Origin of the sequence: Zhongshania sp. R06B22, from assembly GCF_040892595.1 — a bacterium.
GTDB classification, from domain to species: Bacteria; Pseudomonadota; Gammaproteobacteria; order Pseudomonadales; family Spongiibacteraceae; genus Spongiibacter; species Spongiibacter arctica.
Genome location: NZ_JBFRYB010000001.1, coordinates 2,086,306 through 2,109,365 on the forward strand (window position 1 = coordinate 2,086,306; position 23,060 = coordinate 2,109,365).

At 49.8% G+C, this 23,060-nt stretch carries 19 protein-coding genes; 15 read left to right on the forward strand and 4 right to left on the reverse strand.

Translation table 11 applies throughout. From position 1 onward, the window contains the following. Window positions 1–2 precede the first annotated feature (2 nt). The 9 genes from folC to AB4875_RS09490 all read left to right on the forward strand — a co-directional run bounded on the left by folC (window position 3) and on the right by AB4875_RS09490 (window position 9,826). Window positions 3–1,307, forward strand: coding sequence for a bifunctional tetrahydrofolate synthase/dihydrofolate synthase (folC, locus tag AB4875_RS09450; protein ID WP_368375815.1), 1,305 nt, complete (start codon window positions 3–5; stop codon window positions 1,305–1,307). Beyond that, on the forward strand, window positions 1,304–1,942 hold the full coding sequence (locus AB4875_RS09455) for an SPOR domain-containing protein (RefSeq protein ID WP_368375816.1): 639 nt from the start codon (window positions 1,304–1,306) through the stop codon (window positions 1,940–1,942). Before folC ends, AB4875_RS09455 begins: the two co-directional genes overlap by 4 nt. 86 nt (window positions 1,943–2,028) lie before the next feature. Next, window positions 2,029–2,553, forward strand: coding sequence for a CvpA family protein (locus AB4875_RS09460; protein WP_368375818.1), 525 nt, complete (start codon window positions 2,029–2,031; stop codon window positions 2,551–2,553). Between the two features lie 32 nt (window positions 2,554–2,585). Beyond that, the gene (purF, locus tag AB4875_RS09465) at window positions 2,586–4,106 is read left to right on the forward strand and encodes an amidophosphoribosyltransferase (protein WP_368375819.1); all 1,521 of its coding nucleotides are present in this window, start codon (window positions 2,586–2,588) and stop codon (window positions 4,104–4,106) included. A 41-nt stretch (window positions 4,107–4,147) separates the two neighbouring features. Then, entirely contained in the window at window positions 4,148–5,359 is a 1,212-nt protein-coding gene (locus AB4875_RS09470) for an O-succinylhomoserine sulfhydrylase (RefSeq protein ID WP_368375820.1), read from the forward strand. 3 nt (window positions 5,360–5,362) lie between these two features. Beyond that, window positions 5,363–6,277, forward strand: a complete 915-nt coding sequence (locus AB4875_RS09475) for an AAA family ATPase (protein WP_368375821.1) — start codon at window positions 5,363–5,365, stop codon at window positions 6,275–6,277. A 2-nt stretch (window positions 6,278–6,279) separates the two neighbouring features. Further along, the gene (locus AB4875_RS09480; protein ID WP_368375822.1) at window positions 6,280–7,236 is read left to right on the forward strand and encodes a DUF58 domain-containing protein; all 957 of its coding nucleotides are present in this window, start codon (window positions 6,280–6,282) and stop codon (window positions 7,234–7,236) included. A gap of 28 nt (window positions 7,237–7,264) precedes the next feature. Then, entirely contained in the window at window positions 7,265–9,235 is a 1,971-nt protein-coding gene (locus AB4875_RS09485) for a transglutaminaseTgpA domain-containing protein (RefSeq protein WP_368375823.1), read from the forward strand. Window positions 9,236–9,250: 15 nt separating this feature from the next. Then, the gene (locus AB4875_RS09490; protein ID WP_368375824.1) at window positions 9,251–9,826 is read left to right on the forward strand and encodes a mechanosensitive ion channel family protein; all 576 of its coding nucleotides are present in this window, start codon (window positions 9,251–9,253) and stop codon (window positions 9,824–9,826) included. Between the two features lie 3 nt (window positions 9,827–9,829). Here the strand turns inward: AB4875_RS09490 and AB4875_RS09495 are convergent, their stop codons facing one another. Continuing rightward, window positions 9,830–10,441 (reverse strand): TetR/AcrR family transcriptional regulator, encoded by a 612-nt coding sequence (locus AB4875_RS09495; protein ID WP_368375825.1) that lies wholly within the window; start codon window positions 10,439–10,441, stop codon window positions 9,830–9,832. 135 nt (window positions 10,442–10,576) lie between these two features. Here AB4875_RS09495 and AB4875_RS09500 point away from each other — a divergent pair, with 135 nt between their 5' ends. The 4 genes from AB4875_RS09500 (at window position 10,577) to AB4875_RS09515 (ending at window position 16,497) form a co-directional block, all read left to right on the forward strand. Then, window positions 10,577–11,644 (forward strand): efflux RND transporter periplasmic adaptor subunit, encoded by a 1,068-nt coding sequence (locus AB4875_RS09500; RefSeq protein WP_368375826.1) that lies wholly within the window; start codon window positions 10,577–10,579, stop codon window positions 11,642–11,644. Window positions 11,645–11,650: 6 nt separating this feature from the next. Then, a complete protein-coding gene (locus AB4875_RS09505; protein WP_368375827.1) occupies window positions 11,651–14,731 on the forward strand; it encodes an efflux RND transporter permease subunit in 3,081 nt (1,026 codons plus the stop codon). 231 nt (window positions 14,732–14,962) lie between these two features. Then, window positions 14,963–15,319 carry a YibL family ribosome-associated protein gene (locus AB4875_RS09510; protein ID WP_368375828.1) on the forward strand — a complete coding sequence of 119 codons (357 nt, stop codon included), beginning with the start codon at window positions 14,963–14,965 and terminating at the stop codon, window positions 15,317–15,319. A gap of 392 nt (window positions 15,320–15,711) precedes the next feature. After that, on the forward strand, window positions 15,712–16,497 hold the full coding sequence (locus tag AB4875_RS09515) for a CheR family methyltransferase (RefSeq protein WP_368375829.1): 786 nt from the start codon (window positions 15,712–15,714) through the stop codon (window positions 16,495–16,497). A gap of 105 nt (window positions 16,498–16,602) precedes the next feature. Here AB4875_RS09515 and acnB read toward each other — a convergent pair whose 3' ends face one another. Beyond that, the gene (gene acnB / locus AB4875_RS09520; protein ID WP_368375830.1) at window positions 16,603–19,230 is read right to left on the reverse strand and encodes a bifunctional aconitate hydratase 2/2-methylisocitrate dehydratase; all 2,628 of its coding nucleotides are present in this window, start codon (window positions 19,228–19,230) and stop codon (window positions 16,603–16,605) included. Window positions 19,231–19,447: 217 nt separating this feature from the next. On the opposite strand from acnB, the gene AB4875_RS09525 reads away from it, so the two are divergent. After that, entirely contained in the window at window positions 19,448–19,906 is a 459-nt protein-coding gene (locus AB4875_RS09525; RefSeq protein ID WP_368377067.1) for a DUF1289 domain-containing protein, read from the forward strand. A 108-nt stretch (window positions 19,907–20,014) separates the two neighbouring features. Beyond that, the gene (locus tag AB4875_RS09530; RefSeq protein ID WP_368375831.1) at window positions 20,015–20,623 is read left to right on the forward strand and encodes a MiaE family protein; all 609 of its coding nucleotides are present in this window, start codon (window positions 20,015–20,017) and stop codon (window positions 20,621–20,623) included. 39 nt (window positions 20,624–20,662) lie between these two features. On the opposite strand, the gene AB4875_RS09535 is transcribed toward AB4875_RS09530, so the two are convergent. Both AB4875_RS09535 and AB4875_RS09540 read right to left on the reverse strand, forming a co-directional pair. Continuing rightward, a complete protein-coding gene (locus AB4875_RS09535) occupies window positions 20,663–21,232 on the reverse strand; it encodes an ANTAR domain-containing response regulator (protein ID WP_368375832.1) in 570 nt (189 codons plus the stop codon). Between the two features lie 5 nt (window positions 21,233–21,237). Beyond that, on the reverse strand, window positions 21,238–22,539 hold the full coding sequence (locus tag AB4875_RS09540; RefSeq protein ID WP_368375833.1) for a CmpA/NrtA family ABC transporter substrate-binding protein: 1,302 nt from the start codon (window positions 22,537–22,539) through the stop codon (window positions 21,238–21,240). Between the last annotated feature and the right edge of the window lie 521 nt (window positions 22,540–23,060).

Sequence of the window (23,060 nt, forward strand, 5' to 3'; positions counted from 1 at the left end):
CTATGAGGTTTACACAGCTCGATGATTGGTTGCGGTGGATGGAAACGCAACATCCCCGCAGCATTGACCTCGGTCTTGAACGTGTCGCGCTGGTGGCGCAGCAGCTAGAGATCGCGCTGGATATGCCGGTAGTTACGGTTGCCGGTACCAATGGTAAGGGGTCCTGTGTGGCCCTGTTGTCTTCTATATTAGGTGCTCAAGGTTACCGAGTGGGCGCTTATACTTCTCCCCATTTAAATCACTATCATGAACGTATTGTGGTTGCCGACAATAGCGTTGACGATGACTCCCTATGCCGTGCTTTCGCTGCAGTGGATGATGCGCGCGGCGAAACCTCGCTGACCTATTTTGAATTTGGCACCTTGGCGGCACTGCTTATCTTCCAGCAGCAAGCAGTTGATGTAGTGATTCTTGAAGTCGGTTTAGGTGGGCGTTTAGATGCGGTTAATATTATCGACGCTGATGTCGCGATTGTGAGTTCAATTGCGATTGATCACGAGGCCTGGCTGGGGAGTGATCGCGAAGCAATAGGTCGTGAAAAAGCGGGTATCTTCAGGTCGGGTCGACCGGCAATTATTGGTGATGGGGCGCCGCCGGCGTCTCTATTACATTATGGTGCTCAACTTGGTGTCGAGCTTATTTGTCGGGGCGACGATTTCAATATTACCGATAGTAGTGAGGGCTGGCACTGGCAGGGGCGAGCCGTCAATGGTGAGCTTGTTTGTTACCGTGATTTGCCCTATCCAGCGCTGCTAGTTGATAACGCGGCAACCGTGTTGCAGGCACTCGAATACATCGGTTTACCGGTGTCAGAATCGGCAATACGGCAGGGCTTGACTGCAGTGAGTGTTGTCGGCCGCTGCCAGCATCTTCAGTATCGGGGCATTGAGTTAGTGCTGGATGTGGCGCACAACCCAGCATCGGTGCAAATATTGCGCGATCATCTTAATGCCAAACCCATTGCCGGACGCACAGAGTGTCTTTTTGCGGTCATGGCTGATAAATCAATTGCTGAGATGATTACCATATTAAAACCCTGTTTCGGCCATTGGAGCTTGGCGCCATTGTCAGGCAATGAGCGTGCAGCGCAAGTGGTGACAGTGGAAACGCTGCTTCATGCGCAGCAAATTATCGACGTATCAGTTGCGACATCTTTTGCCGACGGTGTTGATGGCGCACTGGCGCGCCTGTCAGCAGGCGATCGTTTAGTGGTGTTTGGATCATTTTTCACTGTGGCAGCGGCCATGACAGTATTGGCTGACCCAATCAGTATAGAAACAAGGTTAGTGGGAGAGTCTAAATTATGATGAGACAGCGCTTAGTGGGTGCATTGGTGTTGCTGTGCGGCGGGGTTATTCTCTGGTCACTGCTATTTACCGGGCCGGCGGCCTCAAAGCTGGACCGAAAGACTCAAATTCCAGATGCGCCGCTGGTTGATCCGGTAATAGATACACCGCCGATGAAGCCAGAGGGTATAATGTCGGCAGACACCCTGTTAGTTCCCGAGCAGCCAAATTTGCCGATTGCAGATGCGGATGACAATGCAATAGGCGCAGCAGTGAGAGCCGAAGCTGGTAATATTCCTGATCCAGCAGACAGCCCGAAAAAATCAGCGCCTGTGGCTAAATCTGAACCGGTCGCAGTGAAAAAAGACCTGCCGGCTAAACCGGTGGCCGCAAAGAGATTAGATGCTAATGGATTGCCGCCGGCCTGGGTGGTTCAGGTAGGTGTGTTTGGTAGTAAGACAAATGCAGAGGGCCTGAAGAAATCCCTGCAAGGTGCCGGATATAAAGCATTTATCGATGAAATTCAGCGTAATTCCAAGCCCTTGTATCGGGTGTTGGTCGGGCCGGTGATTAGTAATGAAAAGGCCGTCTCCCAGCAGACTGCAATAAATAAGCGCTTTAAGGTGAAGTCTATTGTTAACCGTTTCGAGCCTTAGTTGGTGTTCAACGCAAAATCTTACTTGGGCTGTAGCGCTGGGCTTGTTAGACTTCGCATCTCGAACTTCTGTCGGAGCCGCTTACAGTGCTAAGCACGTTTAACTGGGCTGATTGGGCCATTCTGGCGGTTATATCAGCCTCTGCGCTTATCAGTTTAATTCGCGGTTTTGTAAAAGAAGCGCTGTCCTTATTAACGTGGGCGGTCGCATTCTTTATTGCCGTTGCTTTTCATCCACAAGCCGTTGCGTTGCTAGAATCCTTAATAGATAAGGTCTATCTGCGGGAAATTCTTGCCTATATTCTGGTTTTTATTACGGTCTTGGTGGTGGGTAGCTTAATAACCCATATTATTGCCGTCATGGTAAAGCGTACCGGTCTTAGCGGCACAGACCGCTTGCTAGGTATGATCTTTGGCACTGCCCGCGGCTTGATCGTGGTGTTGGCCGCCTTAGTCTTGCTGCCGTCCTTGTTGACGGGAGTGGAAAATGATCAGTGGTGGAAGGAGTCCCAACTGGTACCCGAGTTTCTGTTGATGAAAGACTGGTCAGAGCAGAGCTTTAATGATGTGGTTAACTGGGGCTCGTCTTTATTGTCGAGCCAGAGTAACTAGTTTAGATCTTCGTCCAAATGAGGTAGTAGTGCATGTGTGGCATCGTAGGTATAGTCGCAAAGACTAATGTAAACCAAGATTTGTACGATGCATTAACGGTGCTTCAGCATCGAGGTCAGGATGCTGCGGGCATTGTGACTTTTGAGCACGGCAAGCTAAATCAGCGCAAAGGCAATGGTCTAGTGAAAGATGTTTTCCATACGCGGCATATGCAGCGTTTAACGGGGAATATCGGTATTGGTCATGTTCGTTATCCCACGGCGGGCAGTTCTAGCCCAGCCTTAGCACAACCTTTTTATGTTAACTCACCCTATGGCATCAGTCTTGCGCACAACGGTAATTTGACTAACGCCGCCGAGTTGTCGAAGGAGCTTTTTCAGTCTGATTTGCGACATTTGAATACCGAGTCCGATTCAGAAGTGCTGCTCAATGTCTTCGCCCATGAATTGCAAAAATTGGGTAAGTTGGTGCCTACCGCCGACGATGTATTTGCTGCTGTTAGCGGTGTGCATTATCGCTGTAAAGGTGGCTATGCTGTAGTGGCGATGATCGCTAATTATGGCGTTATTGGCTTTCGCGACCCCAATGGTATTCGTCCGCTGGTCTATGGTGAGCGAGAGTCGGAGCAGGGTAAAGAGTATATGTTGGCGTCTGAGAGTGTCGCTCTGGATGCCCTTGGGTATAAATTGCTTGGCGATGTGGCACCGGGCGAAGCCGTTTATATCCAAACTAGCGGTGAAATCCACGTTCGGCGTTGCGCCGAGGTAAGTGACTATCGCCCCTGTATTTTCGAGCATGTATATTTTGCGCGTCCAGATTCTATTATGGATGGGATCTCGGTATACAAATCCCGTCTGCGCCAAGGTGAGCGTTTAGCGGAAAAAATTCTTCGTGATTATCCTGACCACGACATCGACGTTATTGTCCCCATTCCAGATTCAAGCCGTATTGCTGCGCAATCTATGGCCGCTAAGTTGGGCGTTAAATTTCGCGAAGGCTTGGTTAAGAATCGCTACATTGGTCGGACGTTTATTATGCCGGGCCAAAGTGAGCGTAAGAAATCGGTCAAGCAAAAGCTCAATGCCATTGGCTTGGAGTTTAAAGATAAAAACGTGATGTTAGTGGATGATTCAATTGTTCGCGGCACCACCTGCCAGCAGATTATTGAAATGGCCCGCGATGCAGGTGCTCGCAAGGTCTACTTCGCGTCTGCTGCGCCGCCGGTGCGCTACCCGAATGTTTACGGCATAGATATGCCGTCTGCCAATGAGTTAATTGCTCACGGCCGCACCCCAGAAGAAGTGCAGACAGAAATTGGTGCCGACTGGTTGTTGTATCAGGATCTTGAAGATTTGATTAGCTGCTCTTCTGAAGGTAATCCTAAAATTACCGATTTCGAGTGTTCGGTATTTAATGGCAATTATGTCACCGGCGATGTCGATCAAGTCTATCTGGATAAGCTGGCGGCGGATCGCAATGATAATTCTCAAAATGAACGCAATGCCGTGGTCGGTGAAGGCGCGTTGATTGGGCTGCATAACGACGTATCATAGAGCGATATCGTTCTGACTTGAGTGGCGAGAGAGCAATAATCATGACCGAGCAAGAATATTTGGCCCAGCGACAAGCAGTATTGGCCGAAGCTGAACTCGACACTCGAGCAGTGCGCGCTGGCCAAGTGCGAACGTTTGAAGGCGAGCACGCTGAGCCTATTTTTATGACCTCGAGCTATGTGTTTTCGACGGCGTCAGAAGCGGCAGCGCGTTTCTCAGGTGCGCAGCCTGGCAATGTGTATTCCCGCTATACCAACCCGACGGTAAGAACCTTTGAGGATCGCATTGCTGCCCTTGAAGGTGCTGAAATGGGCGTTGCCACTGCATCTGGTATGGCTGCCATTTTAAGCACCTGCGTTGCCTTGCTTGAGTCTGGCGATCACATTATTTGCTCGCGAAGTGTCTTTGGTACAACTACGGTTTTACTCAATAAGTATTTGGCTAAGCTTGGAATTAGCACGACCTTCGTTTCACCGATCGACGCGCAAGAGTGGCGAGATGCCATTAGCCCTAATACCAAGATGTTGATGCTGGAAACGCCGTCAAACCCGCTGTCGGAAGTTGCCGATATTCGAGTCTTGGCAGATATCGCCCATCAGCATGACTGCCTATTGGTCGTAGATAACTGTTTCTGTACTCCTGCTTTGCAACTGCCGCTAGCCTTGGGCGCAGACATCGTGGTGCACTCTGCAACTAAGTACCTTGATGGCCAGGGCCGCAGTGTCGGTGGCGCCGTGGTTGGCCGCCGCGAACAAATGAATGAGGTACTTGCGTTTATTAGAACCGCTGGCCCAAGCATGAGCCCCTTTAATGCCTGGGTATTTCTCAAGGGTTTAGAAACCTTGCGGCTGAGAATGATGGCGCATAGCAGCAATGCTTTGGCGCTGGCGACGTGGCTACAAGATCAGCCTGGTGTAGTAAAAGTTTACTATTCAGGTTTACCTGATCATCCTCAGCATGCACTTGCTGCCTTGCAGCAAAAGGCATTCGGCGGCGTATTGTCCTTTGAAGTTGGCAGTGATCAAGACGCGGCTTGGCGCTTTATTGATGCCACGCGCTTAGTTTCTATTACCGCTAATTTGGGCGACACAAAAACCACTATCGTTCATCCGGCCACGACCACCCATGGCCGCTTGACCGTCGAGCAGCGCCGTGAAACCGGCATTGCCGATAACCTAATTAGGGTGTCAGTCGGTTTAGAAGACATCGAAGATTTACGTAAAGATATGCAACGTGGTTTGGACGCTTTGTAAGCCATGGACATTTTTGCGCAGCTCACTGAAGAAATCTCTAGGGTCGTACTGGGCAAAGACCATCAAATTCGACAAGCCTTGTGCTGCTTGCTCGCTCGCGGTCATCTGCTGATTGAAGATGTGCCGGGTGTGGGTAAAACCACACTGTCTCAGGCCTTTGCTAAAGTTACCGGTTTAGATTATCAGCGCATGCAGTTCACTAGTGATCTATTGCCCTCAGACATTCTCGGTGTGTCGATATTTGATCGCAATAGCAATGCCTTCCATTTTCATGCCGGGCCAGTATTTACCCAATTTTTATTGGTCGATGAAATTAACCGCGCAAGCCCTAAAACCCAAAGCGCCTTACTTGAGGCGATGGCTGAAAAGCAGGTCACGGTAGAAGGTGAAACGCGTGCTTTACCTAAACCTTTCTTTGTAATGGCGACTCAAAACCCGTGGTTTCAATCCGGTACGTTTCCCTTACCTGAGTCTCAGTTAGACCGATTTTTAATGCGGATTTCACTGGGTTATCCCGATGAAAAATCAGAGCGTCGATTACTGGCGGGCGGTGATCCGCGGGCGTTAATAGCGGAGCTCCGCGCTCTATTGAATGCGGAAAAAATTATTGGCCTACAGGCTATGGTCGATAAAATTGAAATTCGCGACAGCGTGTTGTCTTATGTGCAAAGGCTCATTGCCTTTACTCGTCAGGATTCTCACTATGCATTTGGGCTTTCTACCCGCGCTGCCTTGGCCTTAATCCAGGCGTCTAAAGCGTGGGCAATGCTAGACGGGCGTGAGTATGTTTTACCTGATGATATTCAGCTACTGCTAGAGCCAGTGGCTGCTCACCGCTTAAAGCCCGCTGCAGATAGTCAGGATGATGGTCCGGACTTAATTAAGCGCTTGCTGTCACAGGTGCCGGTAGTGGTGTAGCTATGGTGGGCAAAATCAAGGCCTTTATTCGTGGTCGCTTCGACGCTTGGTTGGAGAAACGAAGCCCTCCCTGCAGTCACTTAGTGCTTAATCAGCGCCGTATTTTTATTATTCCATCGCGCGCTGGTGCTGGATATCTATTGATGTTGCTGGGGCTTTTATTACTGGCGATTAATTATCAAAACAATCTTATTTTTGCGCTTACCTTCTGGCTCTTTAGTCTTCTCTTAGTAGCGATTCTTCATACCTACGCTAATTTATCTGGAATTAGTTTACGAGCCGGCGCGGCGGAAGCGGTATTTGCCGGTCAGCCGGCTGCCTTTCATTTGCACCTGGAAGCGGGCGCGCGTGATCGCCATCGCTTGTATTTAGGATTTACCGATCAAGCACCAGTATCTTGTTCTTTGAGTAGGCAAATAGGGGGGGCGGATGTGATTTTAAAATATCCGACGCTTAAGCGTGGTCCGCTGCGCCCAGGCCGAATGACGATTACCACCCGCTATCCACTGGGAATATTGCGGTGTTGGGGCGCGCCTAAATTAGACTGGCACTGCCTAGTTTACCCGCAGGCAAAGTTACTGCGACCATTGGTGAATAGTGCGGCGGAAGGTGAGGGTAGCATTCCCGATATCGCTCGTGATAGTGACGAATTCAGTGGCTTTCAACGTTATCAGCCGGGACAGCCACCTAGGCGTATTTTCTGGAAGGCTTACGCTAAGGGGCAAGCGCTGCAGAGCAAGCAGTTTGAGCAATCGCAGGCGGATGAATTAATGTTGGATTGGAATGAGCTCGACGGTTTAGGTACAGAGGATCGATTAAGCACGCTGTGTGCTTGGGCGCTGGATTGCAATGCACGCGGACTCTCCTTTGGTTTGCAGATGCCTGGTGTCAACATTGCTGCGGCCAGCGGCGGAGATCAATTGCCGCGGGTCTTGCGCGCACTGGCACAATACTCATGAAGTCGGCAATTAATATGGAGTGGTGGTCGTGAACGCTGCGGATAATCGTCACGCAGTAGTCTGGCTATTGCTGGCGCAGTTGTTAGCGATACTACCCTTGGTTGCAGTGTTGCCATTTTGGATTGTGCTGGTGTGGGCTGCGTCGGCATGGTGGTATTGGCGCATTATTACAGTTGGCTGGGTTTTTCCAGTTGTGGCTGTAAAGGGCTTGTTAGCCATTACCTCGGTGGCTGGGGTTTATGCGTCATTTGGCTCGCTGTTTGCCATAGAAGCGATGGTAGCGATACTTGTTCTGGCGGTTATTTTAAAGTTGCTAGAGCTCAAAACTGAGCGTGATCATTGGTTGGTGCTCATGCTCAGTTATTTCGTTGTTGCCTGTGGTTTATTGTTTTCACAACAAATTATTGATGTGCTATTTACCTTATTGCAAATAGCGGTGCTGTTGATTGCGCAGCAGGCCATGAATCGCGATAAGGCGCCGGCGACAACCCTGCTGCGATCTGTGTGCGTGATGGCCCTGCAATCGCTACCGCTAATGCTGCTGCTGTTTGTGATTTTTCCTCGTATTGGGCCACTGTGGACCATGCCATTGCCCAGTGGCCAAGGCGTCACGGGAATGTCCGATTCACTTGAGTTTGGTGATATCGCAACCCTAAACCAGTCGAGTGCCTTGGCATTCCGAGTGCGCTTTGAGGGGGATCTGCCCAACCCTGAATCACTCTACTGGCGGGGTTTAGTGCTTGATCAATTTGACGGCCGGCGCTGGACACGAACGGCCTGGCCGGCGCGAAATAAAATTTCCTCTCCCAGCATTACTCAGGAGAGTATTGAGTATACCGTTACCCTAGAGTCGGCACTGCACGAGTGGCTTTACGTTTTGCCGCTAGCAGCAGTGAATAGAAGCGATGTCTATTACACGGCCCAACATCAGTGGTTAAGTAAGCGGCCGATCAGCGGGCGAGTCGAGTATACGGTTAAGAGCTATTTGTCTGAGGCCTTAGTGGACAGTGACGGCAGTCAGCGTCAAAATTTACAGCTGGGTGGTAACTCCAATAACCCTAAAGCGCGGGCTTTGGCTGCTCGGTGGCAGCAAGAAATCTCCAGCCCCAGTGAACGAGTGGCGGCGGCAATCAGGTATTTTGAAACGACACCCTTTGAATACACGCTCACGCCAGCCATACTCGGAGAAAATAACGTCGATGAGTTTTTATTTACCACTCGACAAGGCTATTGCGAGCACTTTGCGGCTAGCTTTGTCTATTTAATGCGAGCGGCGGGTGTGCCCGCGCGTATTGTTGTGGGCTACCAAGGTGGTGAATTTAATCAGCGCGACAACTATTTGCTGGTTCACCAGTCAGATGCACACGCGTGGGCAGAGGTGTGGTTTGAAGATCGTGGCTGGGTGCGGGTAGACCCGACAGCAACGGTTGCTCCAACACGTATTCGACTGGGTGCGGAAGCCTTATTAAGTGGTCAGAGCGGGTATTTGAATGGGTCGCCAATGTCGCTTCGTCGCTTTGAATGGGCGACACGTCTGCGCTACTTTGTCGATAATATGAATTACGCGTGGGCGCGCTGGGTGCTGAATTTTGACAGCGACGCTCAAACTAGTTTTCTGCGTGGAGTTTTAGGAGAGATCAGTCCTCAGCGCATGCTAATTGCCGTGATGCTAATGGGCGGTCTACCCTTGGCATTCGCTGCATTTTTTAGTTTGCGCTTGCCAACTCGGCGGGGCGAAGATTTGGCGGCGCGCTACTATTTGCGAAGCTGTCGAGCTCTGGCGCGGCGCGGTTTGAAACGTAAAGAGGGCGAAACACCAGAGGATTTTCTTGGCAGGGTTACGTTAGAGCAGCCGTGTTGGGCTGCGTGGCTGGGAATGCAAACGCGGCTCTTCACTGAATGCAGCTATTATTCGCAGCAAAGCCCGAACTATAAGCAAAATTTACAAAATCTAAAGCGTTATCAGCGTCCGCGTAAGTGGTTGGAAAAAAAAAAGTAAGAGGGGATTGGCACATTGATTACCAAGATTGTGATTGTTGTTTTTTCGGTTGCATTGATATTTTATTTGAACCGCATTGTTAATGGCGTGCTAGTTACGTTCGCCAAAAAAAATCGTATGTCGGCACTGCGGCTTGGTTACATGAGAAAAGCCGTAAATATTGGTTTTTTACTATTGGGATTTATATTGGTCTGTTTTGTAATCGGCTTAGGCTATCAACAGGTCTTTATATTTCTATCATCATTTTTAGCGGTGCTGGGTATCGCTTTGGTTGCGCAGTGGTCAATTCTTAGTAATATTACGGCAGGTGTCATCATCTTTTTTGCATTTCCTTACCGTATTGGCGATCGCATTAAGGTGGTCGATAAGGATGACGATATAACCGGCCGAATTGTAGAGATCGCATTGTTTCATGTTCTTATTCGTCGAGATGATGGCAGCACCGTGACTTACCCTAATAGTATTATTCTACAAAAAGCCGTTATTAAGTTGACCGGGAGTGTTAGTAAAGCGGCTGAGATCAACACCGCTGAGCAGCAAAAGGAGGTCGCGGCGAAAATGCTTCCAAAAAAGGAAGATCCAGAATGTTAGTATTTAGCTTCGGTAGGCTTTATAAAACATTTGCGCGCAATGGCTGACGTATTCTTTTAGCTCGGTGTCAGATCGGTTCTTTTGTAGACCGAGTACGCTGCGAAATTGGGTTTCACAGACAATCATGGAGATAAGTTGAGCCGCTGCGGTCTCAATATTTGCTATGTTTAAGAGGCCTAACTTATTCTGTTCCGCTAGGTAATTTGCTAGCTGAGCGCGAATTTTGCCCGGTCCCGCATCCCAAAATAACTCTCCTACTTCGGATCGTCCGGCTTCGGCGACGCAGACTCTAAACATACCAATGGCGTCTTCGCTAGTCAGTAGGGCCGACAGGTGCATACAAAAAGATACCAGATACTCTTCACACTGCATTGAACGTTTTATTTTTCCTGGCGCCAGATGGTACTCGTCGCACTTGCCATCTATAGCGGCGGTGAATAACTGTTGTTTATTGCCGAAGTGACTGTAGACAGTTTGTTTAGATACGCCCGCTGATTTGGCGATTTCTTCCATGCTGACTTTTTCAAAGCCGCTACTTATGAATAGGGAGCCGGCGGCGTCGATGATCTGCTTGCGCTTTTCTTCACTTTTTATTCTGACGCGTTTTTCCTGCACGGTACTGTTTACCTTTGGCTGTTCCGAGGGCGATATATTGCCGATATGTAATACTAATTTATATAAAATAGACTGGACAGTCCAGTTTTGTTTATCTATATTTGGAACGATCTAGAGTATCCCGAGTATTTTTTTATGCAACGATTTGTCGCCCACGCCGGCTTCCTGATAGCCGTTTGCCTGATGCCGCTGGCTGCGTTAGCCGAAGTCGGTATCCAGAGCGTCAGTAGCACTGCCATCGAGCGTTTGCCTAGCTATCAAGCCCAGCGTGTATTTGCGGGCCGAGTTGTTGGCAGTCAGCGGGCTGATATTGGCTTTGAACTGGATGGTAAGGTTGCGAAAGTCACAGTTGAAGATGGTCAGCAGGTGAAGGCGGGTGACATTCTTGCGCGTCTTGACACGCGATCATTAGATATTGAAAAGTCTGAGCTGACTGCAGCGCAGCGGGAAGTTAGCGCGCGGCTGGAGCAGCTGGATAAAGATCTTATTCGCTTTAGTAACTTACGAGAGAGCGGTTATGTTTCGGTAGGGCAGTTTGATGAACTCGCGTCTCGCCGCAGTGCTACGGCGGCGCAGCTGTCACAGGTTGATGCTCGTCTTAGAGGCGTGGCATTGCGAAAGAAAAAGTCGGCGATGACGGCACCCTTTAGCGGCGAAGTGTCGACTCAGGGCTTAGAGGAGGGGTTTTTAGTCAGTGCAGGGCAGCCGCTGATGCAGCTAGTGGCTACTGGGGATATCGAGGCGGTGTTTGGTATTTCTGATCGTCTAGGCCGAAATCTTGTTTACGGTCAAACCTTGACTATTTCTGGCGATTTTGGCGAGTGGCCGGTATCAGTTATCTCTGTCGCGCAGAATTTAGATTGGCGAACTCAGACGCGGACGGTGCGGGTGCAATTACCTCCCGACGCGCCGGCGGTCGATGGCAACACGACTTATTTACATTTGCCTGAAGAGCGACAGGTAGCTGGTTTTTGGGTTCCCTTGACAGCCCTGTTAGAAGACGTGCGGGGAACGTGGGCGGTGTATTATTTGGCGGTCGCGGATAGTGATCTATATCAGGTGAGGAAGCGCTCGGTTCAGCCAGTTTACCAGTATCAGGGCAGAGTATTTGTTGACGGTGAGCTGCAATCAGGTGATCGCTTGGTGACGGCCGGGCTGCATCGACTGTCGCCGGGGCTGCATGTCAGCCTGGCGGGTGAGTGATTAGATATGCTGTCTAAAATTCTGACTAATCCCCGCATGGTGGCGCTTCTAACGGCGCTGATACTTGTTGCGGGTCTTGCCGCCGTGGCGAGTTTACCGCGGCTTGAAGATCCTCATATTGTTAATCGTCACGCTATATTGGTCACACCCTTCCCAGGCGCCAGTGCTGAGCGGGTTGAAAGCCTGATTGCTGAACCCTTAGAGAATACCCTGCGGACTGTGCCTGAGGTGCTGCATATCACTTCCCACTCAAGTGGTGGGATGTCGGTTATTTTGGTGCACTTAGAAGATGCTGTCATGGCGGATGATAATGATCGGCTGTGGGCGGAGCTACGAGATAAAATTCAGCAAGCTGCGCGTGACCTCCCTGCTGGTGCGGGTGAACCATACTTAGATACTGACCGAGGCTATGCCTTCACCTGGATTGGCGCATTGACCTGGGAGGGCAGCGGTCCCACTGATTTATTGCGTTTGGGCCGCTACGCCGACGAGTTGGCGAATAGACTGCGAAATTTAGCGGGCACGGATATTGTCGAGGTGGTAGGGGCGCCAGATGAAGAGGTGCAAGTTAAAGTTGATGTTGTTAAGGCTGGGGCCGTGGGCCTGGATGTGCCTAGAATTGCGGCCTTATTGGGTAACAGCGATGCCAAAACCGCCGCGGGTGAACTCAGTAACGATCAACAGCGTATTTCGCTAGAGTTAATTGGTGGCTTTGATGCGATTGAACGTATTCGGCGCACCCCCTTATTAACCTTAGCCGACGGCGGATCGCTGCAATTACAAGATATTGCACAGGTCTACCGCGGCGGGCCCGATGTCCCGCGAGATATGACGATAGTGAGCGGTGAGCGCGCTGTGGCGATCGGTTCGCGAATGCTTCCGCATATGCGTGGAGACCGTTGGACAGTCGCATTGCAGGCGGAGGTCGCTGATTTCGTTCAAACCTTGCCTGACGAGATCAAGCTAAAAGAGCTCTTTGTGCAAGAGCGCTATAACAATGTGCGCTTGGGCGATTTGATTAATAATATCTTGCTCGGTTTTGGATTCATTTTTGCTATTTTGCTGTTTACTTTAGGTTGGCGATCCGCCGTGATTGTCGCGGTATCACTGCCGTTGACGATGCTGTTTTCTTTAGCGTGTATGCGCATGACCGATTTGCCCATTCATCAGATGTCGGTGACGGGTCTTATCGTTGCGCTGGGGATTATGGTCGACAACGCCATTGTGGTGGCGGATACGGTGATGCGCTATCGCCGCGATGGTTTCTCCGCCACTGCGGCGGCGTCAAAGGCGCTGCGGCACCTTTGGATTCCCTTACTAGGTTCCACACTAACCACGGTTTTAACCTTCATGCCGGTGGTGTTAATGCCCGGACCTGCAGGTGAATTTATCGGACCCTTGGCCCGTACAGTGATATTTTCGCTGCTAGGGTCTTGGCTGATTTCGCTGTTCATTATTGCTCCGGTCGCCGGTAAGTGGTTAGCGAATAATCAAGCCAATGGAGTTGGCGCTCCGCGCCTAAATCGCGGTTTTCGACGACTATTGGCATGGGTATTACTCCGCCCGCGCCGGATGATGTTGGTGGCGTGCGTATTGCCAGTATTGGGCTTTGTCACTAGTCAAACTTTGCCTGAGCAGTTTTTCCCGCCCTCAGATCGGGACATGATAAATCTTGAGCTCTATCTACCCGCAGGCAGTAGTATTGAGCTAACGCGGCGCGCGACAGAGCAAGTGACTGAAGTGATTAATCGGCACCCTGAAATTACTTCCCTACACTGGTTTATTGGCCGCAATGCGCTGTCCTTTTACTACAATATAATGAGTAGTAAGGATGGCGCATCTAACTACGCGCAGACCATGATGAAGATGGTGGATTTTAATGAGGCCAATCGACTAATTAGTGTGCTGCAGCGCGAGCTGGACGAGAGCTTCCCTGACTATCAGATTATCGTACAGCGACTCGCTCAGGGCCCGCCTTCAAATGCGCCGGTTGAAATACGCTTGTATGGTAGTAGTTTGCCGCGCTTGAAGGCCATGGGGGACGAGTTGCGGCGTATCGCCCAGGAAACCGACGGCGTGGTTCACGTGCGGGATTCCCTCGGACAAGTGGTGCCGAAAATCTGGTTTGATATTGATGAAAGTGAAGCTCAGCGCAGTCAGGTTGGCTTGAAGGATATTTCATCTTTGTTGGCGGCGAGTGTTGATGGCGTAGTCACGAGTAGTATGTTGGATGGCACTCAGCAGCTACCTGTGCGGGTTTCGGGCGCGGGTGTAAAAACCACCAGTATTGATCGTTTAATGTCGTTTCCGCTGGTGTTACCAACAGGGGGAAGACCCCTGTCGTCACTGGCAACGGTAGAGTTGCTGCCAGCACAGGCGCAGATTTCACGACGCGACGGTCAACGCGTCAATATGGTCGACATATTTATAAGAGATGATGTACTTCCCTCTGAAGTACTCAATCGCATAAGGGCACGATTAGCGGAGGAGGAGTTTGATGTGCCCGCGGGATACACTATTGAAATTGGGGGGGAATCCGAAAACCGCAATGAGGCTGTTGGCAACCTAATGGGCAGTGTCGGCATTATTCTGGTATTGCTTATTGTGACCGTGGTAATGGCATTCGACTCTTTCCGTTTGGCGGGTTTGGTATTTGCTGTGGCGATTCAATCTGCCGGTATGGGCATGCTCAGTTTGTGGCTTGGCCAATACCCGTTTGGTTTTACCGCCGTTATAGGCTTAATGGGGTTAATGGGCTTGGCGGTAAACGCGGCGATAGTTATTTTGACTGAATTAAAAGCCTCGCCATTAGCGATGACTGGAGACAGGGCAGAGATTGTCGATGTGGTATCGGTGTGCACTAAACATATTGGCTCGACAACGCTTACTACCGTAGCAGGGCTTATTCCCTTGATTTTATCCGGCGGCGGATTCTGGCCACCCTTTGCAATTGTATTGGCGGGAGGCACCGTATTAACAACCATCTTGTCCTTGTTCTTTGTGCCCGCCGCGTTTTTGGTTTTAAGAAAGCCCTATATTGCAAAATATTTGTCGCAGGCCAACACTCCCGCTCAGGAAGGGAAATGAGGCGCTACAATATATAGAGAGCGCCACTGTTGGTTCGTGGCGCCGTGCTATTATTTCAACGACGAATACCGGTTTTAAGCGAAATTCTGCGCAGCAAGTGCGGCTTACTGCCCTTGCTTGGTGAGTTTATGCCCGTTTATTTGTCAGTTATTGCTATACTGCCGCCATGATAGATCCGCGCCGATGATAGTGAGAGACGCTGTCTTGGGTTAATGACGAATGAGAGTAGTAATGAATTTAAACAAAGACATTCAGCAGTTAAATAACAAGTTAGATATGCTGCGACGTAAATTAGATGATGCCAAGGCGCGTGACGATCAAGGTTTAGTAAAGCAATTCAAGCGTGAGCTGACGACGGTTAATAAAAAAATTGCCAGTATAAAAGGCATGCAGAGTCGCAGTAATTCAGCGCAGGGAGAGGCTTTAAACGCACTGCCATTTCATCGTCCTTTAAGTAAGCTCGAACAAGCAGACATGGGCAAGTTTAAAAAATCAGTGCGCGGGCTAATTGTCGTCCATCCATTGACTACCTTGGGCAAAGAAATGGGTATTTCCGAGGTGACTGGCTACGCACCAAAGGCTTTTTAATCGAGCGCGCAGAACGTTTGTAAATAGTATTAAGCGCTCAATTTAGGGCTGAACTCAGGACTTAGTTCTAGGCTCGGTTTCGGGCTTAACATCGGACTAGGCCTCTCTGCTAATCCACCTCATACTCTAGTGTTTTTCGCTCTGAAAAACCTTTGCGCCTGCTGCTGATCTCGACTATTTGCACAGCGGCTTGCGAGCGCAATTCACTGTCACGCTCTTCGAACACAATAAGCCATACTCACGAGCGCAGTGTGCGTTGAGCCGTTTTGCATAAGCGCAGCGGCGGTGCTGAGTGAAAAGTGTTTGTCTTTTATCCGGGTCCGAAAATGTATTTACTAAGACGGGCTATCAAAGGTAGAGTTTATCGAGTTCTAGCTTAGAGTCACTATTCTATGTCTGTTAAACAACCGACACCGCTTCGATTACGACCTACCGTGGGAGATGCCATTGGCACCACGGCGTTTTTTCGCAATAGGGTGCTCAATGAAACGCTACTTAATGAATTACTAATATCAGGGCGTAAGCACTATTCAATATTGTTTCATGCCTGCTCCATCGGTGCCGAAGTCTATAGTTTTGTTATTCAGTACTTGGCGGGGGGCTTTAATGAGCACTTTAGTCTTTCATGTTACGCAACTGACAAGCAGCAAGACTTTGTAAGCTATGCTGATCACGCTCAGTTTCCTCAAGAGATCCTGCAGGGCTGTTCTGAGGCAGAACGGCAGTACTTTACCATCGATAATGGCGCTGTATCTCTGAATAGCAACGTAAAAAGAACCGTCGAATTTTTACCTGCGGCTGACTTTGCCAGCTTCGACAGTGAGCGCAGTTACGATGTGGTGGTGCTATTAAATGCGCTCGTTTATGTAAGTGCAGAGATGCAGGCCGAGGTATTTGATCGAGTGAGCAGCTATAACCCTGGCTGGTTAGTCACGTCTGGGTTTCACCAAGCCACGATTAAAAAAGATTTACAGCGTAACGGCTATTCTCCAGTTGAGACCGCGATGGAAGAGATTCATATGAGCTGGACTGATCGGCTGCGTGAGAAACCGGTGCCGCAGGAGGCATTGCCGCCAAATATATTTACAGATTGGTCTTTGCCAGCGTTTAGCGAAGTGCCAGATTATAGATATCGCTATTGCGCCATATTTAGCAAGGATGGACCCTTGAATGCTTAAAGTGTCTTAAATAGGGTTGCTGCTAGGCACTGTTAAAAGCTAAAACGCAGATGCAAAAAAGCCGCCCTAAGGCGGCTTTTCTTTTAACAAGAGTAAGCCAAAAACTTACATTGTCACCTCAGTAATTTCTACTGACGCAATACGCTTACCTTCTTCCGCACCTTTTTGGAAAGACGCAATCTGATCGAAGTTCATATAGCGATAAATCTCGCCTGACATGGCATCCAAATCTTTGCAATATTCCATATATTCAGCTGGCGTTGGCAGGCGGCCCAAGATCGCGCCAACCGATGCTAATTCAGCAGAGGTTAGGTAGACATTAGCGCCATTACCAAGACGGTTAGGGAAGTTACGAGTTGAGGTGGAGAGTACAGTAGCGCCATCCGCAACACGCGCTTGGTTACCCATGCAAAGTGAACAACCTGGCATTTCGGTGCGCGCACCAGAAGCGCCGAAGATGTTGTAGTAGCCTTCTTCCATCAGGGTGTGCTGATCCATCTTGGTGGGTGGCGAGATCCACAGACGGGTATTCAGCGTGCCTTTGTTGGCGTCGAGCAGCTTACCAGCGGCGCGGAAGTGACCAATGTTGGTCATGCAGCTACCGATGAAGACTTCGTCTACTTTGTCGCCAGCAACTTCAGACAGCAACTTAGCGTCGTCGGGGTCGTTAGGGCAGCAAACTACAGGCTCTTTCAGCTGGTCTAGATCGATTTCGATAATCTCAGTGTACTCGGCATCGGCGTCGCCTTCGAGCAGGCTTGGGTTGGCCAGCCATGCTTCCATATTAGCAGCGCGGCGCTCTAAGGTACGTGGGTCGCCATAGCCTTCGCTTACCATCCAGCGCAGTAGAGTGATGTTCGAACGCAGGTATTCAGAAATTTCTGGAATACCTTGCTTGATGGTGCAGCCAGCAGCAGAACGCTCTGCAGAGGCGTCGGACAATTCAAATGCCTGTTCAACAGTCAGACCAGACAAGCCTTCGATTTCAAGAATGCGGCCAGAGAAAATATTCTTCTTGCCCTTTTTCTCAACGGTCAGATGACCTTCTTTAATAGCTTGGTAAGGAATGGCGTGAACCAGATCGCGCAGGGTAATGCCTGGCTGCATTTTGCCTTTAAAGCGAACTAGCACTGATTCGGGCATATCTAGAGGCATAACGCCTGTGGCCGCTGCGAAAGCAACCAAACCAGAACCCGCGGGGAAAGAAATACCCATTGGGAAGCGAGTATGGGAGTCACCACCGGTGCCGACAGTATCTGGCAGCAGCATGCGGTTCAACCAGCTGTGGATGATACCGTCGCCGGGGCGCAATGAAACACCGCCGCGGGTCATGATGAAGTCTGGCAGGTTATGCTGGGTGTCGATGTCAATTGGCTTGGGGTAAGCCGCCGTGTGGCAGAATGACTGCATGGTCAGGTCGGCAGAGAAACCGAGGCAGGCCAAGTCTTTCAGCTCGTCGCGGGTCATCGGGCCAGTGGTGTCCTGTGAGCCCACAGTGGTCATTCTGGGTTCGCAGTAAGTGCCGGGACGAATACCTTCGCCTTCAGGCAGGCCGCAGGCGCGACCAACCATTTTCTGCGCCAAGGTGTAGCCTTTGCCGGTATCGACGGGCTGCTCAGGCAGGCGGAACAGGGTAGAGGTGGGTAGCCCCAGTGATTCGCGTGCTTTAGACGTCAGGCCACGTCCGATAATCAGGTTGATACGGCCACCAGCGCGAACTTCGTCCAACAACACGGGTGATTTCAATTCGAAGGTGCTGAGGGTATCACCGGTTTCAACATTTTTGATGACACCGTCATAAGGGCGGATTTCAATCACATCGCCCATATTTAGATCGTCAACAGGGGCTTCGAATACCAGTGCGCCAGCATCTTCCATGGTGTTGTAGAAGATCGGAGCGACTTTACTGCCGATACATACGCCGCCGGAACGCTTATTGGGAACACCGGGCATATCGTCGCCGAAGAACCACAATACCGAGTTGGTGGCAGATTTACGCGAAGAACCCGTGCCGACAACATCACCTACGAAGGAGATCGGATGACCTTTCTTCTTGAGTTCGTCCATCAGGGTTAGTGGACCAACGCTGCCTTGGGTATCGGGTTTGATACCATCGCGTTCCATTTTGAACATCGCCAAGGCATGCAATGGAATGTCGGGGCGTGACCACGCATCAGGCGCGGGAGATAAGTCATCAGTATTGGTTTCGCCGGTGACTTTAAATACGGTGTTAACGATGCTTTCTGCTACTTCGGGGCGGTTGGTAAACCATTCGCCGTCGGCCCAGCTTTGAATAACTTCTTTGGCTAACGCATTGCCGGCTTTCGCTTTTTCTTCCACATCGTGGAAGGCGTCAAACATTAGCAAAGTGTGTTTGAGTTCTTTAGCGGCGAGTTCTGCTAGGTCAGCATGGTCGAGGAGGTCGACCAAGGTGATGATATTATAGCCACCGTGCATATTGCCCAGTAGTTTGACGGCGAGTTCTTTGCTGATAAGCGGGCTGCTAGCTTCGTCTTTAACGACAGCGGCGAGGAATCCTGCTTTAACATAGGCGGCTTCGTCCACGCCAGGTGGTACACGGTTGGATATCAGGTCAACAAGTACCGCTTCTTCGCCAGCGGGCGGAGTCTTTAGTAGCTCTATTAAGCCCGCAACTTGTTCAGCGTTTAGTGGCTGGGGAACAATGCCTTGCGCGGCGCGTTCAGCGACGTGTTTCCGATATGCTTCTAGCACAGTGTAACTCCTCTTTTCAGTTTCGGTACCCGTATCCGCCGGGATCGCCGGGGCCGGGGCTATCGATGCCCATCATCGATGCGAAATAGGGGGCTGCAAGTATACTTAAAATCCCTACGGAGGTTAAGTGAATTACGACACTTGCCAGCACTTGTGGCGGTAGCTTACTCTTGAGTCCCCGAGTTTGATCTGTATTTTGGAGTATCTTTTGGCTGCTATGAACCCCCGAGTTGTCACCCCATGCACTGGCGTGTGTTCTACCGCGCTGGGCGATGATGTGTGTCGGGGGTGTAAACGCTACAGTCACGAGGTCATTGACTGGAATAGTTACACTGACCAACAAAAGCAGATTATTGACGAGCGCCTAGACGGTTTTCTGATTCAGGTGATGTCGAATAAATTACGGGTCAGCGATGCTGACGTTCTGCAGTGGCAATGCCAAATCCAAAGAGTGCGTTACCCCGTTCATAAAAGCCCTTATATTTGGCTGTTTCAGCTGCTTAGGGCCGGTGCTGGGCAGATTGGTGATACAAGTCAGTTTGGATTTGTGGTTGACGGGCAGTTTCGTGATCTGCCCTTGTTACAGCTCAGGGATATCATCGATAAAGAGTTCTATTTGCTCTCCGAGGCGCATTACCAACGTTATATCGGTATGTATCTACGCAGCGAAGCTTGAATTTTACCCACTGCGCCACGGCAATCTGTTTTATGACGAGAAGCGGCTCAGATACTGGGCTGAATTTGTTATACTGCCCCTCGTTTTTCATCAGCCGGATGACTGTCCATGTCAGTAGATATTAGTGATATTTTAGCCTTTTTGCCCTGTGAGACTCCGCAGGCGTGGGTCGATGCTGCGCTTGCTCACCCAGAGGAAATGCTGATTGACCATGCTAATTGTGAAAAAAAAGCGGCGGGTACGGCCCTGAACTTAATGTTCCGTTACGTGGATAAGCCTGATTTACTCAGCCGGATGTCTAAGTTAGCGCGAGAAGAATTACGTCATTTCGAACAGGTAATGGCGATTATGAAAAAGCGTGGCATTGAGTATCGGATTTTGTCGTCAGCGCGTTATGCCAACGGTCTGCGAGGGGAGGCTAGGACGAGTGAGCCACATAAGCTTATCGATATTCTTATTATTGGCGCCTTAATTGAAGCGCGCTCTTGTGAGCGATTTGCCCGTATTGCGCCATTGCTAGACAGCGAATTAGGCGCCTTCTACACCTCGTTATTAAAATCTGAGTCTCGGCACTTTAAAGATTATTTGAGTTTGGCTGAGCGCTACGCTAATGAAGATATTGCGCCTCGCATTGAGCTTTTTAAGCAGAAAGAACAGCTTTTAATCGAAACCGAAGATGATGTCTTTCGCTTTCATAGTGGGCCTTTAGCGGCATAAATCCGCGGGTTTTAATGAGTAGGGGCTGGATCTTTATTATTAAACAAAAGATCCGGTATCCACTAATTGGCGAGAAACTTCGCTAATGCTGCGGCCCTGACGAACGGCATTTTTACTTAGTAAATCGCTAGCCTGTTCATCAGTTAAACCGTAGGTCTCGATGATGAATTTTTTGGCGCTATTTAGAATCTGGCGCGCATCGACTTCCGGTTTAAGGGCGAGCACTTCTGCGCTTAAATGATCAATGCTATAAAAGTAACTTAAGGTAATGTCGATTAGCGATTGCAGTAAGCTATGCGGGATATCATCTATCGCGTAAATACTGATGCCCGCTTCTGCTGCAAGTCGATTAATACTTTCTGAACGCCGATTCCCTAGCTCTATAACCGTGCATGGACTTCCTTTATTCAGTTGCGCCAAATGTTCGAGGGTGTCGCGGTTGGGGGAGTTGGTGTCTACTAAAATGATTTCTGGATGCTCCTCGCCAACGAGTTGGTAGATGTCCGTGGGGTGATTGTTGAGATTAATGAGTTCGATGCCCGCTCCAGCCAGAATTGGCTCAAGTTTTTTGGCGCGGCTATCGTCGATATCTATCAGCAATACTTTCATTTGAACTACTTGGCCTCTTTTTGACTATTAATAAGTCGCAACGCTGGAATATCTGCTTTGGATAGGCTTTGCTGCTCTAGGTATTTAATGATGCCGCCCACACTGATCACCTTGCCATCTAAAAATTGATTCGGACCGATGTGTTGCGATTTCGTTAGCATATTTTTTTCGTGTAAATTGCCTTCTGTTTTCCTGTCTATGCTCGGACTTTCAAGCCCGATAGCGTCAGCGGCGATACGAAATAAAGAGGGCTTATACACAGCCGCTACGGTTTCTTCGATATTAATCGGCGTTGTGAGCTGTCCCCAGCGATACATTTGTGAAATAAACCACTCGGCGTGGTTTAGCCATGGGAAGTTGGCGGAGTAGCGGTGAAATACGTGAAAGTCTTCAACTTTTTCTGGTGGCTGTCCAAAGTGCTTAAGTGACAAGCCCATAAGGGATAGCGCAACGGTTTCTTCCGGCAGCGCTATATAGGCCGCTTGACTAATCATTTTGGCGGCGGCCTTACGATTTTCTTTTTTGTCCAGCCAGATACAGGCGTTGATTAATGCCCTTAAAATGGCCTGGTGTGTTGCGGGGTTTTCATTTGCCCAAGTTTCGCTGACGGCGAACACTTTCTCTGGACTGTTATTCCAGAGTTGGTACTTGGTGGCGACCACATGCCCTAGTTTTTGTTGCACGGCTAAGGTGTTCCAGGGTTCGCCCACACAAAAGCCATGAATATCGCCGTCGGTCATGGCGCTGACCATTTTCGGTGGTGGGATGACAACGATTTCGACGTCGCGGTCTGGATCAATACCTGCACTGGCTAGCCAGTACCTCAGTTCATAGCTCTGGGTTGAGCAGGGGTAAACAACACCAAAGCGCAGCCTTGGTCGCTTGCTGCGTTTGTGTTCTTCGATAACGCATTGAAGCGCCTGCGCTGCAATAAGCGGACTAAACTCGCTGCGGGGGTCTACCGCAAACAGGTGGTCATAGAGATCGTTATTAACGGTAATTGCATTGCCGTTAAGATCTAGCACCATCGCGCTGATCATATCGATTTTAGGACCGCCGACGCCGAGTCGAGATGCGACTGGAATCGAGGCGAGCATTTGTGCGCCATCAAGAATACCTAGTCCAACCTTATCTCGTATGCCGGCCCAAGAGGCCTCTCTCGATAGCGTGACATTCAAGCCTTCATTAAGGAAATAGCCTTTTTCGTGGGCTACCACTAAGGGCGCGCAATCGGTAAGGGGGATAAAGCCTAGGGCTATATCGGTTTTCTCTAGTTTTAAACGGTTTTTATTATTGGTAACGGCCATCTTAAGCTCCTGTGGCTTTCAGTAGTCTATTTTGTGACCCCACTCGTCTCTTCGCGCCGGGGGCTGCGCTTACTGCGGAGATCTTTACGTATTTTTGTTGGACTGTGGCTACGCGGTAATGGTCGTTATAGAGGTGGCCAGAAAAAGCCAAAGTTGTGACCGCTTTGGCGTGGTGAGCGATAAAGTTCGTCGTACAATTTGATTCAGCTTTAATGTTCATAAGTGCATTTTGTTAATTGAGGCGTGTTAAAGCCTCTACCACCTCAATGGGTTCGTCCATGAGCAACAGCTTTTGCTCCTTTGCCAAAATTGGCTTCTCTGCTACATCTTCTGTGTGTTTCTACTGGCGTTTACGGCGAGTGTCTATGCTATTTTAGGTTTAAATTGTACTCCAGCTTCTTGGGTATTTAGGCCCTACATTTTCGTTTATAAGCACCTCATTTGATCGGCCAAGTCGATCTTTTTCTTGACCCCTAATCGCCGTGTTAAGTAATGGTTTCCGTTTACCGAAGCATAATATA